The organism is Micromonospora sp. NPDC049049, from assembly GCF_040649115.1.
In the GTDB taxonomy this organism is placed as follows: domain Bacteria; phylum Actinomycetota; class Actinomycetes; order Mycobacteriales; family Micromonosporaceae; genus Micromonospora.
The window spans coordinates 62,445-79,801 of record NZ_JBEZEX010000004.1 but is presented as its reverse complement, the minus strand read 5'-3'; the positions used below and the strand labels follow the sequence as shown (position 1 = coordinate 79,801).

At 72.4% G+C, this 17,357-nt stretch carries 14 protein-coding genes; 6 read left to right on the top strand and 8 right to left on the bottom strand.

Annotation, left to right across the window (positions count from 1 at the left end; translation table 11 throughout):
• Positions 1-8 precede the first annotated feature (8 nt).
• Complete coding sequence (locus AB0B68_RS06210; RefSeq protein ID WP_357258134.1) at positions 9-959, top strand: DUF3500 domain-containing protein; 951 nt, start codon at positions 9-11, stop codon at positions 957-959.
• A gap of 168 nt (positions 960-1,127) precedes the next feature.
• Here the strand turns inward: AB0B68_RS06210 and AB0B68_RS06205 are convergent, their stop codons facing one another.
• The 7 genes from AB0B68_RS06205 to AB0B68_RS06175 all read right to left on the bottom strand — a co-directional run bounded on the left by AB0B68_RS06205 (position 1,128) and on the right by AB0B68_RS06175 (position 10,076).
• Positions 1,128-1,886 (bottom strand): class I SAM-dependent methyltransferase, encoded by a 759-nt coding sequence (locus AB0B68_RS06205; RefSeq protein WP_357204201.1) that lies wholly within the window; start codon positions 1,884-1,886, stop codon positions 1,128-1,130.
• A gap of 236 nt (positions 1,887-2,122) precedes the next feature.
• Positions 2,123-2,614, bottom strand: coding sequence for a DUF2231 domain-containing protein (locus AB0B68_RS06200; RefSeq protein ID WP_357204199.1), 492 nt, complete (start codon positions 2,612-2,614; stop codon positions 2,123-2,125).
• A 230-nt stretch (positions 2,615-2,844) separates the two neighbouring features.
• Positions 2,845-3,585: a GAF and ANTAR domain-containing protein gene (locus AB0B68_RS06195; RefSeq protein WP_357204197.1), complete on the bottom strand. Its 741-nt coding sequence runs from the start codon at positions 3,583-3,585 to the stop codon at positions 2,845-2,847.
• Positions 3,586-3,766: 181 nt separating this feature from the next.
• Positions 3,767-6,058: an accessory Sec system translocase SecA2 gene (gene secA2 / locus AB0B68_RS06190; protein WP_357204195.1), complete on the bottom strand. Its 2,292-nt coding sequence runs from the start codon at positions 6,056-6,058 to the stop codon at positions 3,767-3,769.
• 76 nt (positions 6,059-6,134) lie between these two features.
• Positions 6,135-7,943 (bottom strand): ABC transporter ATP-binding protein, encoded by a 1,809-nt coding sequence (locus AB0B68_RS06185; RefSeq protein WP_357258132.1) that lies wholly within the window; start codon positions 7,941-7,943, stop codon positions 6,135-6,137.
• 41 nt (positions 7,944-7,984) lie between these two features.
• Entirely contained in the window at positions 7,985-9,073 is a 1,089-nt protein-coding gene (locus AB0B68_RS06180) for a zinc-binding alcohol dehydrogenase (protein ID WP_357204191.1), read from the bottom strand.
• A complete protein-coding gene (locus tag AB0B68_RS06175; protein WP_357204189.1) occupies positions 9,066-10,076 on the bottom strand; it encodes a Gfo/Idh/MocA family oxidoreductase in 1,011 nt (336 codons plus the stop codon). The genes AB0B68_RS06180 and AB0B68_RS06175 overlap by 8 nt, the downstream gene beginning before the upstream one ends.
• A gap of 194 nt (positions 10,077-10,270) precedes the next feature.
• On the opposite strand from AB0B68_RS06175, the gene AB0B68_RS06170 reads away from it, so the two are divergent.
• The 5 genes from AB0B68_RS06170 to ctaD all read left to right on the top strand — a co-directional run bounded on the left by AB0B68_RS06170 (position 10,271) and on the right by ctaD (position 15,950).
• On the top strand, positions 10,271-11,287 hold the full coding sequence (locus AB0B68_RS06170) for a glucosyl-3-phosphoglycerate synthase (RefSeq protein ID WP_355007873.1): 1,017 nt from the start codon (positions 10,271-10,273) through the stop codon (positions 11,285-11,287).
• 23 nt (positions 11,288-11,310) lie between these two features.
• On the top strand, positions 11,311-12,450 hold the full coding sequence (locus tag AB0B68_RS06165; RefSeq protein ID WP_357204216.1) for a glycosyltransferase: 1,140 nt from the start codon (positions 11,311-11,313) through the stop codon (positions 12,448-12,450).
• An 84-nt stretch (positions 12,451-12,534) separates the two neighbouring features.
• Positions 12,535-12,993: a DUF4383 domain-containing protein gene (locus AB0B68_RS06160; RefSeq protein ID WP_328654569.1), complete on the top strand. Its 459-nt coding sequence runs from the start codon at positions 12,535-12,537 to the stop codon at positions 12,991-12,993.
• 111 nt (positions 12,994-13,104) lie between these two features.
• Complete coding sequence (locus tag AB0B68_RS06155; protein WP_357204186.1) at positions 13,105-13,833, top strand: ATP-binding protein; 729 nt, start codon at positions 13,105-13,107, stop codon at positions 13,831-13,833.
• Positions 13,834-13,958: 125 nt separating this feature from the next.
• The gene (gene ctaD, locus AB0B68_RS06150; RefSeq protein ID WP_357258130.1) at positions 13,959-15,950 is read left to right on the top strand and encodes a cytochrome c oxidase subunit I; all 1,992 of its coding nucleotides are present in this window, start codon (positions 13,959-13,961) and stop codon (positions 15,948-15,950) included.
• A 64-nt stretch (positions 15,951-16,014) separates the two neighbouring features.
• Here ctaD and AB0B68_RS06145 read toward each other — a convergent pair whose 3' ends face one another.
• A complete protein-coding gene (locus AB0B68_RS06145) occupies positions 16,015-17,163 on the bottom strand; it encodes a SigB/SigF/SigG family RNA polymerase sigma factor (protein ID WP_091408326.1) in 1,149 nt (382 codons plus the stop codon).
• Between the last annotated feature and the right edge of the window lie 194 nt (positions 17,164-17,357).

The window sequence follows — 17,357 nt, the reverse complement described above, 5'->3', positions numbered from 1 at the left end:
CAGGGTCGGTGGAAGATCCCCTGCCGGAGCAGATGCGGGCGTCCGCGACCGCGCTGCTGACCGCGCTCGACCCCGCCGCCCGAGAGAGCGCCGCGCACTCGTTCGACGACGAGGCCGCCCGACGTTGGCTGGAATACCGGCCCCGACCCCGACCGGGCGTCTGCCTCGCCGAACTCGACGTCACCGCCCGCAAGGCCGCGCACCGGTTGCTGGCCACCGCGCTCAGCCCCTCGGCGTACGCACAGGCGATGGCGATCATCTCGCTGGAGGAGGTGCTGGACCGGGCCGAGGGCTGGCAGCGCGGGCGGCACAGCGCCGACTACTGGGTGGCCGTGTTCGGTGACCCCGCGCGCGACGACCGTTGGGCGTGGCGACTCGAAGGGCACCACCTGTCGGTGAACATGACAGTGGTGGACGGTCAGGTCTCCCCCGCGCCGATCTTCTTCGGCGCCAACCCGGCCGCGGTCCGCTACGCCGGCCGGCCGGTCTCCCGCCCACTCGGTGTCGAAGAGGACCTGGCCCGCGCCCTGCTCGACGCGCTGGGCCCCGCCGAGCGGGCCGCCGCGATCATCGCCGACGAGGCGCCGGCGGACATCATCAGCGCCACCCGTGGGCGGGTCGACGGGCCGCTGGAGCCCCTCGGCGTACCGGCGCAGCGGCTGGGACCGACCGGCCGCGCCCTGCTCGACCAGGTGGTCGCCCTCTACCTCGACCGGTTGCCGCCCGAGCTGGCCATCCGGGAAGCGAACCGACTGGACTCCGGCCCGTTGCACTTCGCCTGGGCCGGCCCGACCCACCCCGGGCGGCGGCACTACTACCGGGTGCAGGGCGACGACCTGCTGATCGAGTACGACAACACCACAGCGGACGGCAACCACGCGCACACCGTGCTGCGCCGCCCCGCCAGCGACTTCGGCGCCGACGTCCTGGCAACCCACCACCAAACCCACCCCCACTAACCCCACCCCACCCGCCCCCGCCCCGCCCTCGCCTCGCCGATCTTGCAGTTTCGGTGGTCGGATTGCCCTTCTGGACGGCTTTTGCCGGGACAGAAAGTGCAAGATCGACGCGTATCGGGGGCTCGTGCGGGGGCGGGGTCTGGCGGGGGCGGGGCGGGGACGGGTGGTTCAGGGGTGGGTGGCTTCGATGAGGAAGCGTTGGGCGTGGGCGACGAAAGGGCCCTCTTCGGCGATGCGGTGGTGGAGGTCGCGCAGAGGTGCGCGGTAGCCGTCGACGGTGAACCCGGGCACGGTCCAGATCACCTTGCGCAGGAACCAGACCACCGCGCCGATGTCGGCGAACGTCGCCCGCAGCGTGGCCCGCCGCAGGTCGACAACTCGCAGGCCAGCGGCCTCGGCGGCGGCGACCGCGTGTTCGGGGTGCCGCTGGGTCGGCGGTGGCAACGGCCCGAGGATCGCCTCACTCAGCTCCCGCATGGTGCCGGCGCCGATCTGCTGGGACAGGAACGTCCCGCCGGGTCGCAGCACCCGCGCCGTCTGAACCCAGTCGGTACGCACCGGATGCCGGCTGACCACCAGGTCGAACGAGGCGTCGCGAAACGGCAGCGGCCCGTCCGGGGCGACCGCGACCACCGACGCGCCGACCCGACGCAGGGTCCGGCGGGCGACCTCCACGTTCGGCGGCCACGCCTCGGTCGCCGTCAGCAATTGTGGGGGACGCGGCACTTCGGCGAGCACCTCCCCGCCGCCGGTGTCCACGTCCAGCGCCGCGTCGGCCCGCGCCATCCGGTCGGCGACCAGCCGGGCGTACCCCCAGGGTGGACGCTCCTCGGTGGCCCGGCCGGCCAGCCAGTCGAAGCCCCAACCATCGACGGGCGCGGCGGCTGCCTCTGCGATCAAGTCCTCGGCGTCACGCTCAGCGGTCATGGCGGTCAGCCTCGCGGCCGGTCACCCGGCCGGCAACCCAATTGCGCCGCCCGGCCGAGGTGCCCGTGAGCCTCTGCTCCTCACGCGCGGTCTGGAGGATCCGAGCGCCTTCGGGGCCCATGTCGTGCGGCTCGGCCAGGTCTGCCCGGGGAAAGCACACGAGCTGGCGAAGCGCGGTGTGAGCGGTGCCATGCGGGGCCCAGGTGGCAGGCGCGAGATCTTCGGGAGCGAAGGTGTCAGCGGATCGTGGGCCGACCAGCCGTACGGATGCCGGCGAGCGCGTCCAGACCGCCGGTCTCGGTACGTCCGCTGTCGAACTGACGCATCAGCCGTGCGCCCAGGTGCACGCCGACCGCGCCGACGGCCAACGCGACCAGCTCGGTGGCCAGGATCGGGACCGACGCGCCGTGCTGCGGGGATTGTGACCGGACCAGGCAGGTGAGCAGGAACATGGCTGCCATCAGCGCGTTCACCAGGTTGAAGGCGACAGCGGTGCGGCGGGTACGGTCGCCCGGCACGTCCCACAGGTCGATCATGCCGGCCACGGCGGTCAGGGCGGCGGCGACGAGCGCGGCGACGCCCGTCCAGTAGCCGACCTCGCCGAGGAACGCGGGCCCGCCGACGACGTCGGTGAGGTCGAAGACGGTGGCGCTGACGAAGAGCCCGAGCGGGAACGTCACGAGCATTGGTTGGATCGGATGCCCCTGCACCCGCAGCCGGCTCTGCATCGGTCCTCCCCCGGGTCGGCGCAGCTCACCTGACCAGAGTGCTACCCGAGGGCGGTCGCGACGAAACGATGCCGCCCGACTCGCCGGCAGCAGAAAGAACGGGCACCGGAGCCGCCGCCGGACCAGCTCTGATCGACTCGGCTTCCCGGAAGTCGGGGCGTCCGCGCGACTGCGACACCCGCGGGTTCAAGGACTCACGGGCGGCGCCACGGTGGAGATGCCGGCCGGGGTCAGTTGTCGCGTTGGCGGGAGACCGTCCGGACCAGGCGCTCGGCCACCTCGCGCAGCGGGATGTCCAGCGACGAGGCGGCGGTCCGCAGCACGTCGAGGGCCTCGGCCGGAGGGCACCCGCGCTGCGTCATGATGACGCCGACGGCCTGGCCCACCACCCCGTCGTGCAGGAGTGAGGCGTCCCGTTCACCGGCAAGGGTGAGCTGTCGGTTGCGGTCACGGACGGCGGCGAGCAGCAGACCGGCGTGTTCGGCGAGCAGCATGGCGGTCAACTGGTGTTGCGGGGTCAGCAGGTCCGGCGCGGCGGCGTACAGGTTGATCGCCCCGATGACCTGGTCGTCGATGTCGACCGGCGCGGAGATCACCCCGCGTACGCCGAGGTCGCGGGCGTGCGCCGTCCAGGCCGGCCAGCGGGGCTCACCGGTCAGGTCGGCGGCGAGGATCATCTCGCGGAGATGGATCGCGCTCATCGCCGGAGTGTCCGGCCCGTGTCGCAGGTCGTCCAGCCCGGCCAGCCCGTCGTCGGAGGCGGCCACCCCGGCCGGCTCGCCGGCCCGCAGGGCGGTGAACCCGCACCAGCGCACCCCGGCGAGGGCGTCCCGCGTGACGCGGACCAGGGCCAGCAGCGCCTCATCAAAGTCGGTCAGGGCGATCAGCCCGGCAGTCAGCTCCCGCAACAGTGCGGCTGCTTCCAGCACACCAAGGGTGTGCACCACCGGTTCCCGCGTGTCGAGGTTCACCGGTTCGCAGCCTCCGTGCCGTCTCGCGCCTGACCGGTACGCTTCGTCGCCTGTGTCATCGTCTGCTCTCTCCCGACTCGACCGACCAGCCCTACTACCCTGGGAAACCTGGGTCGAAACGGCGTAAATCGGGGCCCCGGTCGCGCGCGGAAGCGCGGTCGGGGCCCCGACGGTCGAAACGTCAGCGCGAGCCGCCGCCGAGCCGCCGCCCGATCGACGCGATCAGACGGTCGAGCTCGGACCCGAACGGGTTGTCGTGCACGAGGTATGTCCAGGTCGCGGTGGGCCGGACCAGGGTGCCGTCGTCGGGCTGCCAGTCCTCATCGAATTCGGTCTCGGTGAAGGTGGCGATGGTGCGGGCCTCGATCTCCGGGATCAGGTCGTTGAACGCCGGCACCGCGGCCCGGTGGAACTCGTCCAGCGGGTCGAGCCGGCCGAGCGCGCGCAGGTGCACGCCCTCGCGGACCTCGGACAGCTCGGCCAGGTGCTCGGCCCAGAGCCGGTCCAGGTGGAAGAGCGCGATCGACCGGGCGGCACGGGCGAGCAGGTCCTCGTCCATCTCGCCGGCCTTCTCGGGCTCCTTCTCCAGCAGCATCACCGCGGCCACGTCGCTGGTCAGCAGTCGCTCTCGGCGCGCGGCAAGGGCCTTGCGCTGCTGCTCGATGACCACGCTGTAGCGCCAGGTGTTGCGGTGGATCTCGTGGTTGACGCCCTCGGCGACCCGCTGGGCGTGCTCCACCGCGTAGTCGACCTGCTCGTCGGTCACCAGACCGTCGGCGTTCATCCGCGGCGACGCCGGCACCGAGTCGGCGGCGTGCCGGACGACGAGGTCGTCCTCCAGGCTGACGAAGAAGACCGAGCCGCCCGGGTCGCCCTGCCGGCCGGCCCGACCACGCAACTGGTCGTCCACCCGGCGGCTGTCGTGCCGGCCGCTGCCGATCACGTAGAGCCCGCCCAGCTCGGCGACCCGCTCCTGGTCGGTCTGGTCGCTGCCGCCGAGGCGGATGTCGACGCCACGGCCGGCCATCTGGGTGGAGACGGTGACCGCGCCGTACGCGCCGGCCTCGGCGATGATCGTGGCCTCTTCGTCGTCGTTCTTGGCGTTCAGCACGACGCACGGCACCCCGGCGGCGTTCAGCCCGGCGGCGAGCCCCTCGGACTCCTTGACGTCCAGGGTGCCGATCAGCACCGGCCGCCCCTTGGCGTGCGCGCGCTGGATCTCGTCGACGAGCGCCTCGTCCTTCTCCGCCCGGGTGGCGTAGATGCGGTCCGGCTCGTCCTCGCGGATGCACGGGGTGTTCGGCGGGATCACCGCGACCTCGAGGTTGAAGAACTCCCGCAGTTGGTCGCCGACGAGCACCGCGGTGGCGGTCATCCCGCACACCTTCGGGTAGAGCGCGATGTACGCCTGCATGGCGATGGTGCCGAGCACCTCGCCCTCGGCGGTGGCGTCCAGCCCCTCCTTGGCCTCGACAGCGGCCTGGAGACCGTCCGGCCAGCGGCGGCGCTGGGCCACCCGGCCGCGCATCTCGTCGACCAGCTCGACGGAGCCGTCCCGGACGATGTAGTCCACGTCACGGTGCAGCAGGGCGTGCGCGTGCAGCGCCACGTTGACAGCGGAGAGCTGCTCGACGTGCTCCTCGTCGTACAGGTCGATGCCGAGCTTGGCCTCCATGGCGGCCAGGCCGGCGGAGGTGAACGCCACGCTGCGCCCGTCCTCGGCGACCGTGTAGTGCTTGCCCTTGCGCAGGCCACGAACGAGCGCGGCGGCGGCGTGCACCGGGTCCTGCTCGCCCGGCACCGCGCCGGCCAGGACCATCGGCACCCGGGCCTCGTCGATCATGATCGAGTCGGCTTCGTCGACGATGGCGGTGGTCAGCGCGGGCTGCACCCGGTCTTCCACGTCGGTGACCAGCTGGTCGCGCAGGTAGTCGAAGCCCGCCTCGCTGACCGAGACGTAGGTGACGTCGCAGGCGTACGCGTCGCGCCGCTCCTGCGGGGTGGAGGCTTCGTTGACCCAGCCGACGGTGAGGCCGAGCAGGGTGTAGACCGGCTCCATCCACTGGGCGTCGCGGCGGGCCAGATAGTCGTTGATGGTCAGCACGTGCACCGGGCCGTTACCGAGCCGGACGTGCCCGTACGCGGCGATCGTCGCGGTCAGTGTCTTGCCCTCACCGGTGGCCATCTCGGCGACCTTGCCGGAGAGCAGCGACATCGCGCCGAGCAGCTGCACGTCGTACGGCCGCTGGTCGAGGCCGCGGCGGGCGGCCTCACGGCCGACGGCGCAGATCTCCTCGTAACCGGCGGCGGCACCCGCGGCCGCGGTCAGCTCGGCATCGTCGAGCGCGGTGAGCTCAGCCTCGCGCGCCTCGATCGCCGGGAGCAGTTTCTCCAGCGGAGCAAGATCCACGGTCGAGCCGGGGCGCTGGAGGAACCGCCGGAACTTGCTCTTGAACCGTTGCGACACACCCATGAGCGGCAACGGTACGCGATTCTGGCCGGCGTGCGCGGCCCGGTCGCCCGGCAAGTTCGCCGCGACCGGGCGTCGGTCACCCGACCAGCAGTTGGTGACTGGCGAGTTCCCGGTACAGCGGGTCGGTGGCGGTCAGTTCGGCGTGGGTACCCACTGCCACCACCCGGCCGCCGTCGAGGACGACGATCTGGTCGGCGTCGACCACGGTGGCGAGCCGGTGCGCCACGATCAACAGGGTCCGGCGGACGGCCACGGCGTCGATGGCGCGGCGCAGCGCGACCTCGTTGCGGGAGTCGAGGTTGCTGGTCGGCTCGTCGAGCAGCAGCACCGGCGGGCCGGCGAGCAGCGCGCGGGCGATGGCCAGCCGCTGCCGCTCACCTCCGGAGAGCAGCACTCCGCCCTCGCCCACCTGCACGTCGAGGCCGAGGGGGGTGCGCTGCGTCAGGTGGCCCAGGTTGACCTCGTCCAGGACGTCGCGCAACCGGTCGTCGCTGGCGTCCGGTGTGGTGATCAGAAGGTTCTCCCGCAGCGTGCCGGCCAGCACCGGAGCCTCCTGCTCGACGTAGCCGAGTCGGGCCCGCAGCGCGTCGCGGGGCAGGTCCCGTACGTCGGTGCCGTCGAGGCGGACCGCGCCGGCGCTCACCTCGTAGAAGCGCTCGACCAGGGCCAGCAGTGTGGACTTGCCGGCGCCGGACGGACCGACCAGGGCGGTCCGGGTGCTGGCGGCGACCGCGAAGCTGACCTCGTGCAGCACCGGCTCGCCGCCCGGGTAGCCGAAGCTGACCCGGTCGAACTCGATCATCGGGGTCGGGCGGCGCGGGGTCGCCGTCGCGCTGCCGGGCGCCGGCCGGTCGTCCGCGCCCTCCGCGGGGACGGCCAGGATCTCCTCGATCCGCTGGAGAGCGCCGAGGCCGGACTGCAACTGGGTGTACGCCCGCAGCACCTGCCCCAACGGCAGCGCCAGCAGGAACAGGTACATGACGAACGCGACCAGGTCACCGACCGAGATCGCCCCGGCCGCGACCCGCGCCCCGCCGATGCCGAGCACCAGCAGGAACGCGCCCTGCACGGTGACCGAGCCGATCGGGCCGACCAACGCCTGCACCCGGGCCACCCGCAGCCCCGCCGCGTACGCCTCGCGCGCGCTGCCGGTGACGGTCTGCGTCTCCCGGGTCTCGGCGCGGCTGGCCCGGATCGTCCGGGCCGCCGAGATGGCCCGCTCCACCGCCGAGGTCATCTCGCCGATCCGCTCCTGGGCGACCCGGGCGAGCGCCCGGACCCGGCGGGCGAAGGTGGCGGCGAAGATCAGCCCCAGCGCCACCCCGAGCAGGGTGACGCCGAACAGCAGCGGGTCGAGCAGCACCATGGCCGTGCCGGCGCCGACCACCGTCACCGCCCCGGTGACCGTCTCGAACAGCCCGGAGGTGACGACGGCGCGCAGCAGTGTGGTGTCCGAGCCGACCCGGGAGAGCAGGTCGCCCGTGCGGCGGCGGTCGTACTCGGCGATGGGCAGCCGCAGCAGGTGGCCGGCGAGCCGCCGCCGGGTGCCCAGCACCACTCCTTCGGCGGTGCGTTGCAGCAGGTAGTCGCGCAGCCCACCGATCGCCGCGCCGAAAATCACGAGGGCCACCAGCACCGCCACCAGCCGGGACACGCCCTGCTCGGCGCCGATCCGCTCGAGCACCGACCGGGTGAGCAGCGGCTGCGCCAGCGACGCCGCCGAGCCGATCAGCGACAGCGCGCCCACCACGACCAGGGTGCCGCGGTGCTCCCGCAGGTACGGCAGCAACGCGGCCAGGCCGACCGGCCGGCCCGCGGGGCTGCCGCCGGCCGGCCGGTCGGTCGAGGTGTCGCCGGGAACCGGCCGTTCCTGCACGGTGCTCATGTCGCGAACGGTAGCCGCCCTCGGCACGCGGCGACGGCGGCTCAGGTGGCGAGCACCACCTGAAGCTCCTGGCGACGACGCTCGGCCAGGTCGGTGAGGAGGGCGGGCGCCTCGTCGAACGGCACCACCGCCGAGACGAGATGCTTACGGATCGCGTCGCCGTACGTCCGGAGCAGGTCGACGGTCTCGGCGGAGAGCCGTTCGCGGTCCCAGGTGGGCGCGAGCCCGCGAGGCACCCGGCCGATCTGGGCGCAGCGCAGCGACAGCCCGTTGTGGTGGAACTCCTCACCGAGGCGGACCGCGTCCGCGCCGCCCTGGTAGAAGGCGAGGTCGATGACGGTGCCCTGGGGCCGCAGCAGCCGCAGGGCGAGGTGCAGCGCCCACGCCTGCCCCCGGCACTGGAACACCACATCGGCACCCCGGTCGCCGGCGGTGTGCGCCCAACGGGTCTTGAGCACCACCGCCGGGTCGTCCGCGTCGGGGTCGAGGGTTTCCAGACCGAGCGCCTCGGCGACCTGGCGGCGGTGCGGGGTGGGGTCGAGCACCACCACCGACGCGGCGCCGTTGCGTCGGGCGAACAACGCCGTCAGCAGCGCCACGACACCGGCGCCGACGACGGCGACCCGTCGGCCGCGTACCCCGTCGCCGAGCGTGCGGACGTCGGTGCCGTGCAGGTCGGCGGCGGCGTGCAGCAGACCGTTGGCGCAGATCGGGCCCATGTGCGCGACGTAGACGCCGAGCAGAGGGTCCAGGTCGTCGGGCAGCGCCACGAACCGTTCGGCGACCGGGTCGGCCAGCCAGCCGGTGCGGTGCCCGTACGTCATCGCGCCGACCGTGCCCACCGCGACGGCCGGGGTCTCGCTCTCCACCACCCGGCCGACCTGCATGTAGCCGAGTCGGGTCACCGGGTAGGGCGTGCTGGCCGCGCCCGGCTGGAACAGGCCCAGGTCGGGGTTCCAGGTGACGTTCAGGTAGGGGTTCGTGCCCTTGACGTAGCTCAGCTCGGTGCCGGCGGAGACACCGCTGAACAGCGTCTCGACCCGGAACGTGCCGGGGCGCAGCGGGGCGGCGTCCTGCTCGACCAGGTCGACCCGGCCGGGGCCGGTGACCACCACGACCTTGTCACGCATCGACTGCCACCCCGGTGGCGAGCACTGCCGGCGCGGTCGCGGTGGCGAGCCGCACCGTGGTGCCGGTACGGGCCGAGTCGGCCACCGCGAGGGCCAGGCGCTGGGTGGCGAGGGCCTCGGCGTACGGGACGCGCACGTCGTCGCCGATGCCGCGCACGGCGTCGACGAACGCGCGGTCCACCGCCACCCGGGCGGCTTCCGGGTCGGCGGGGACGTGTCGTTCGCCGTCGGCGTCGCGGATCGACAGCCCTTCCTCGGTGATCGCGAGGGCCAGTCCGTCGGCGAGGATCTCCAGGCCGGCGCGGTGCTTCCAGCCGAGGACGCAGGCGGCGCTGAGCGTGCCGACCGCGCCGTCGGCGAAGCGCAGCGCGGCGGTGGTCACCGAGTCGATGTCGGCGCCGTCGACCGGCGGTGGGGTGCCGTTGCCGTACGCGGTGACCTCGGTGACCTCGCCGGCCAGCACGCGGATCAGGTCGAGCACGTGGGCGGCCTGCTCGACCACCGGCCCGCCGGAGCGGTCCCGCCGCGACCACCACGCCACCGGGGGCACCTTGTCCAGCCAGGCGCCGCTGACCATTCGCACCGGACGGTCGGCGAGCAGGTCGCGGGCCTGGTCGAGCACGCTCAGGTAGCGCCAGTGGTGGCCGACGGCGGTGCGCAGCCCTCGCCGCGCGACCAGGTCGGCGATCCGCTCGGCGGTGCTCAGGTCGACCGCGACGGGCTTCTCCACGAACATCGGCACCCCGGCCTCGATCACCGCCTCCTCGGCGGGGCCGTGCGCGAACGGTGGCACGCAGACGTACACGGCGTCCAGATCGGCGGCCAGCAGCGCGGCGACGTCGGCGAAGGCCCGCCCGCCGTGCTGGGCGGCCAGCGCGGACGCCGCCTCCGGCGCCACGTCGGTGACCCCAACCAGCTCGACGTCGTCGAACTCGGCCAGCACCCGCGCATGACGCTGTGCCACGCCGCCGGCACCAACCAGCCCCACCCGACAGTTCCGCATCCCCACACCCCTTCGAAGACTTTTCATCTGCGATGGGAGCAGTCCCCTGAGCTGTGCGCAATCAAACGTTCATCGCCCGGGAACGAATTGTCGTCACCTCTGTGATCAAGCTGTTGCCGAGAATGCGGTTAGCGGGTGATGAGGAATGGGAACAACCAAATTCGGTTTTTCCACGCACGAACGGAGGGGTGCCCGTGCGGGATATGACATCGACTGTGTCGCCTGTGGTCGAGGCGTGGGCTACGTACCGGACGACGGCGGCGGCCGACTGGCCGACCCGTCGGCTGATGCGCGCCAAGGGTGAGACCCGGGTCAGCGTGGTGCTGCCGGCGCGCAACGAGGAGGCCACCGTCGGCGCGATCGTGTCGACGATCCGGGAGCACCTGATGGATCGGGTCGCACTGGTCGACGAGCTGATCGTGGTGGATTCCCGCTCGACGGACCGGACCGCGCAGGTGGCCCGTGCCGCCGGCGCGGAGGTGGTCAGCCAGGACGCGATGACCCGGGGGTTGCCCCGGCTGACCGGCAAGGGCGACGCACTCTGGGCAGGGCTGGCCGCCGCAGAGGGAGACGTGGTGGCGTTCATCGACGCCGACCTGCGGGAGTTCCGGCCGCACTTCGTGAGCGGGCTGCTCGGGCCGCTGTTGACCGACCCGTCTGTCGACTTCGTGAAGGGCTTCTACCACCGCCCTCTGGTGGGCACAGCCAGCGTGGAGCAGGACGGCGGGGGCCGGGTGACCGAGTTGATGGCCCGACCGCTGCTGAATCTCTTCTGGCCCGAGCTGGCCGGCTTCGTGCAGCCGCTTGCCGGCGAGTACGCGGGCCGCCGGGACGTGCTGGCCCAGGTGCCGTTCGTCTCCGGGTACGGGGTGGAGACGGCCATGATGATCGACCTGCTCGACCTGGTCGGCCTGGACGCGCTCGCGCAGGTCGACCTCGGTGAGCGCAAGCACCGCCACCAGGACACCGCCGCCCTGGGCCGGATGTCCGCGCAGATCATGCTGACGGCCTGGACCCGGCTGCAACGGCGCGGCTGGGCGACCCCCGGGTTCGCGCCGGAGTCGTTGCTGACCCAGTTCCGTCGCGGTGGTTCCGACACCCTGCCGAACCTGGACCGCGAGATCGTGGTCAGCGACGTGTCCATCGAGGAACGCCCGCCGTTGGCCGAACTGCGCCACCGGGTGCCCCGCCGCCGGGTGGCCGCCGCGTGAGCGCCAGGAGCCTCACCGTGCTGATGAACGCCGGCCCGTGGCTGTCGGTGCCGCCGCCCGGTTACGGCGGCATCGAGAACGTCATCGCCACGCTGGTGCCCGAGCTGCGGCGACTGGGCGTACGGGTGGTGCTCGCCTCGGTGGGCAGCAGCACCCTGCCGGTGGACGAGCAGGTCTCGGTCTTCGCCGACGGGCAGTTCGCCGCATTGCAGCGGCCGTACAACCAGGTCTGCGGAATCGCCCAGGCGCACCTGGCCGGGGTGGTCCGGGAGCTGCACTCCCGCGACGACATCGACCTGGTGCACGATCACGTCGAGGCGGTCGGGCTGGCCACCCTCGCCGCGATGGGGCCGTCCGGGCCGCCGACCCTGCACACCCTGCACTGGGACCTGGCCAAGCACCCGGCGCTCTACGGCAGCCTGGACGGCGGCGACCGGGTCCGGGTCAACGGCGTCTCCGCGTCGCAGCTGGCCCGCGCCCCGCTGGCGCTGCGGGAGCACTCGGTGGGGCACGTGCACCTGTCCACGCCGCTCGCCGTCGACGCCGACCGGCGACCCCGACCGGACAAGGGCGAGCACCTGCTCATCCTCGGCCGGATCAACCCGGGCAAGGGGCAGGACGTGGGTGCCCGCCTCGCGCACCGGGTCGGTATTCCGCTGGTGCTGGCCGGCCCCGTCGGCCCGTACCACCGGCCAGCCGACCTGGCCGCTGCCGGCGACGAGGCCCGGCAGAACCCGGACGTGCGGTTCTTCCTCGACGAGGTGGCACCGCACGTCGACGGCGACCTGGTCCGCTGGGTCGGCACCGTGGCCGGCCAGGAGCGCGACGATCTGCTCGCCAGCGCCCGCGCGTCGCTGTTCCCGCTGCGGTGGGAGGAGCCGGGCGGCACTGCTGTCGTCGAGTCGCTCGCCCTGGGTACGCCGGTGGTGGCCACCTCCCGGGGTTGCCTGCCGGAGCTGATCGAGCATGGCCGTACCGGGCTGCTCACCGCCGACGAGGAGGAGTTGGGTGACCTCGTCCTCGCCGCCGAGCTGCTCGACCCCGACGAGTGCCGGCGGGTGGCCGCGCAGCGCTTCACGCCTGCGGTGATGGCACAGCGTTACGTCGAGCTGTACGAGCGGGTCCGGCAGTCGGCGAGCGCCCCGAGGTTGCTGCCGGCCTGACCGGTGGCGGTGCCAACCGGTTTGCCGGTCGCACGGGCGGGTAGCCGGCAGCGCTCATGCCCGCCGCGCGACGAGGAGCCCGGAATGGTCGGACCGATGGCGCACTCCCGGGCCCGACCCAACCCGGCCGACGGCAAACCGCCGGTCCGTCGCGCGGCGGCGACGGTGGGCGTGCTGTTCCTGCTGGTCGGCGTGCTCGGCTTCGTGCCGGGGATCACCACCGGCATGGACGCGCTGCGCTTCGCCGGCCACGACTCGGGCGCGTACCTGTTCGGCGTCTTCCAGGTGTCGGTGCTGCACAACCTGGTGCATCTGGCGTACGGGGTGGTGGGTCTGCTGCTGGCCCGGACGGTCACCGGCGCTCGGGCGTTCCTGATCGGCGGCGGCGCGGTCTATCTGGTGCTCTGGCTCTACGGGCTGGCGGTGGACCACGACACCGGGGCGAACGTGCTGCCGGTCAACGACGCCGACGGCTGGCTGCATCTGGGGCTCGGCGTCGGCATGATCGCCCTGGGCGTCCTGACCGGCCGGCCTCGTCGCTGACCTGGGGTCGCGGCGACGTGACCTGCCTCGCCCCGCCGTCGGTCCGGTTTGATCGGGAGCGGCCTCGGGTAGTTGGCAGATCCCGACCCAGAGCAGCGAATTGAGGCGCCGATGTCGAGCGGGATCACCTGCGAGGTGCGTACCACCGCACCGGTGGCGGTCGTCCGGCTCACCGGCCCCCTGCACCTGGGCACGATGCGCTCGGTGCACCAGGCGCTCAGCGACGCGTTGGTCGACCAGCCGGAGGCGCTGGTGGTCGACATGGCCGGGGTGCGCGTGGAGGACCGGTTGGCGCTGTCGGTGTTCGCCGCGACAGCCCGCCGGGCCGAGGAGTGGCCGGCGGTGCCGGTGCTGCTCTGCTCCCCGTCGCCGATCGCCGCCCGATGGCTGGCCGAGTCGACCACGTGCCGGGTGCTTCCGGTCTCCGCGGACTGCGCCGAGGCGACCCGGTTGGCCGGCACGACGTCTCCGTTGCGGATGCGGGCCCGGCTGGAGCCGGTGGCCGGGGCCTGCCGGCGGGCCCGGGAGCTGGTCACCGAGGCGTGCGCGCGGTGGAACCTGCCCGACGCGTCCGGCCCGGCCGCGTTGGTGCTCAGCGAGCTGGTCGGCAACGTGGTGCGCCACGCCGGCACGCCGATGCAGGTGACGGTGACCCTGCGCCGGCCGTATCTGCACCTGGCCGTGGTGGACGGCAGCAGCGCCGAGGCCCGTGCGGGTGGGACGGACCTGCACGCCGAGGGTGGGCGAGGGTTGATGCTGGTCCGGGAGCTGACCCAGCGGTGGGGCAGCGTGCCGGCCGGTCAGGGCAAGGCCGTCTGGGCGATGCTGCCGGCAACCTGAGCGTTCGAGGCGCTTGCGCCCGGTACCAGCGTTCTGACCGAATTTACCGCTCTGGCCTGGTTACATGGTGCGAGGGTCGGGTAGGCACGCCCGTCCTTTCTGCCGTCACGACGGGGTGAGCAGCCATGCCCAAGCGGGTAACCACGGAACCCGGTCGAGATCGGGGCCCGGCGATCCTGGCACCGGCCCGCTTCGGGGGCTTCCCCGGACCGGTACGCGCACCGGTTCCCGGCAGCTCGTTGATCAAGTTCCTGGCCACTACCGACCACAAGCAGATCGGCCTGCTGTATCTGCTGACCTCCTTCGGCTTCTTCCTGTTGGCCGGCCTGGAGGCGATGGTGATGCGGGCCGAACTGGCCCGCCCGGGGATGCAGATCCTGTCCCCGGAGCAGTACAACCAGCTCTTCACCTCGCACGGCGCGGTGATGCTGCTGCTCTTCGCCACGCCCGCGGCGTTCGGGTTCGCCAACTACATCGTGCCGATCCAGATCGGCGCGCCGGACGTGTCGTTCCCCCGCCTCAACGCGCTCGCCTACTGGCTTTACCTCTTCGGCGGGCTGATGGTGGTCGGCGGCTTCCTCACCCCGCAGGGGTCGGCGGACTTCGGCTGGACCGCGTACACCCCACTGAGCAGTGTCGAGAACAGCCCCGGAGTGGGCGCGAACATGTGGGTGCTCGGCCTGGTCGTCTCCGGGCTCGGCACCATCCTCGGCGCGGTCAACCTGATCACGACGATCCTGACCCTGCGCGCCCCCGGCATGACCATGTTCCGAATGCCGATCTTCACCTGGAACATGCTGTTCACCAGCGTGCTGGTGATCCTCGTCTTCCCGCTGCTGGCCGCCGCGCTGCTGGCGCTCTCGGCCGACCGATTGCTCAACGCGCACGTGTACGACGCGGCCACCGGCGGCCCCATGCTCTGGCAGCACCTGTTCTGGTTCTTCGGCCACCCCGAGGTGTACATCATCGCGTTGCCGTTCTTCGGCATCATCACCGAGATCATCCCGGTCTTCTCCCGCAAGCCGCTCTTCGGCTACACCGGGATCGTGCTGGCCACCATCGCCATCACCGTGCTGTCGATGACGGTCTGGGCGCACCACATGTTCGCCACCGGCCAGGTGCTGCTGCCGTTCTTCAGTATCCTGAGCTACCTGATCGCGGTGCCCACCGGTGTGAAGTTCTTCAACTGGATCGGCACCATGTGGAAGGGTCAGCTCACCTTCGAGACGCCGATGCTGTTCGCCATCGGCTTCCTGGTCACCTTCCTGCTCGGTGGCCTCACCGGCGTCCTGCTGGCCAGCCCGCCGGTCGACTGGCACACCCACGACAGCTACTTCGTGGTGGCGCACTTCCACTACGTGGTGTTCGGCACCGTGGTCTTCGCCCTGTTCGGCGGCTACTACTTCTGGTGGCCGAAGATGACCGGGCGGCTGCTCGACGAGCGGCTCGGCAAGGCGCACTTCTGGACCATGTTCATCGGCTTCCACGGCACCTTCCTCGTGCACCACTGGCTGGGCAACGAGGGCATGCCACGCCGGTACGCCGACTACCTGCCCACCGACGGCTTCACCACTCTGAACACCATCTCCACGATCTTCTCGTTCATCCTCGGCCTGTCCACCCTGTTCTTCATCTACAACGCCTGGAAGTCCTGGCGGTACGGGGCGATGGTGACGGTGGACGACCCCTGGGGCTTCGGCAACTCCCTCGAATGGGCCACCAGCTGCCCGCCGCCCCTGCGTAACTTCGACCGGATGCCCCGGATCCGCTCCGAACGTCCGGCGTTCGACCTGAAGTACGGCCCCCTCGTCGCCGATCTGGGCCGCGACCTGCCGCAGCGCACCACCAAGCCGCCACAGCACCTCGCCGAGGAGTTCCGGATGGAGCACCACGCCCCGGAGTCGCCGGCCGCCGAGGGCGCGCACGGCGCGCGCGACGCTGTCGACTACCAGCCCGCGCCGCGCTCCGGGGCCCGGCCGGTGGACGTGCCGGAGCCCGAGGGCGTCCGCCGGCCGAGCTTCGAGCAGTCCGACCCGCCGCAGGACGCCGAGGACGCGCCGAAGCCGCACGAGCGCTGGCGCCACCCGCACAGCGACGGCAACACCGAAGAGCGCTGACCAGGGGTACGCGCGAAAGGGCCGACACCCAGCGGGGTGTCGGCCCTTCGCCTGTCCGTGTGCGTCAGTCCCGGGCCGGCGCCAGGCCGGCGGCGGTGAGTGAACGGCGTACCGCGGGCTGGACCCGGGTCAGCCGCAGCGGCACCCCGGTCCGCTCCGCCGCGTCCCGACCGGCCATCAGCGCGGCGATCCCACCGGCGTCGAAGCCACCCGCGCCGACGAGGTCGACGACCACCTCGCTGGGCTGGCCGGTGACCGCCTCCAGCATGGCCCGGCGCAGCTGGTCCGCGCCGTCGCGGTCGATCTCGCCGCCGACCTCGACCACCACCGAGTCGCCGTTCTGCTTGACCGAGATCCGGGTCTTGCCCGGGTCGGGTTCGGCGGCGCCGTTCTGCCATGGCGGCGGCGCGTCGGCGAGCATCGCCTGACGCAGCCAGGTGAGCGCCCGCGACAGCAACCGGGACACGTGCATCTGCGAGATGCCGAACCGGGCGGCGATCTCGGCCTGGGTCTGGTTGCCGTAGAAGCGCATCGCGAGGATCCGTCGCTCACGCCAGGGCAGTCGGTGCAGCAGACCGCTCACCGTCACCCGGTCGTCGACCGACTCCAACGCGTTGTCGGACTCGCCGACCAGGTCTCCGAACTCGGCGGAGCTCTCCCCGCCCACCGGGGCGTTCAGCGAGGCCGGGCTGTAGCCGGCGGCCGACTCCAGGGCGGCGAGGATCTCCTCCTCCGGGGTCTCCAACCGGGCCGACAGCTCGGCCACGGACGGGGCCCGGGACAGCTCGCTGGTGAGCGCGGCGGTGGCCTGCCCCACTTCGAGGATCAGGTCCCGCAGTCGGCGGGGCACGTGCACGCCCCAGGTACGGTCCCGGAAGTGCCGTTTGATCTCGCCCACGATGGTGATCGCGGCGTACGCGGTGAAGGAGCCCCGTTCGGGGTCATAGCGGTCGACGGCGTTGACCAGGCCCAGCCGGGCCACCTGCTCCAGGTCCTCCAACGGCTCCCCCCGCCCCCGGTACCGGCGGGCCAGCCGGCCGGCGAACGGCAGCGCGAAGCGCACCAGGTCGTCCCGGGCCTCCCCCCGCCGCTCCGGCGGCAGCCCGGCGATCCGGGCCGCGTACGCCATCGCCGCCGCGTCGAGATCCTCCAGACCCCGATCGTTGGGTGGTGGTGGGGTCGTGGTCGTGGTCGTGCTCGTCTGTCCGAACATCCGCGCCTCCCTCAGGAAGGTCCCCCGCCCGGATCGGGAAACCGGTCGTGCGCGTGGTCGAGCCACGCACCGGGCCGGAAAGTGGGTCAGTGACTGGGATGCCAGCGGGCGACAACACCTCTACGCAGCGCAATCAAGCCGTCGCAGCCAGCGATGTTCCCGCTCCGTAGGTACTCAATCACGGGACCCCGGGT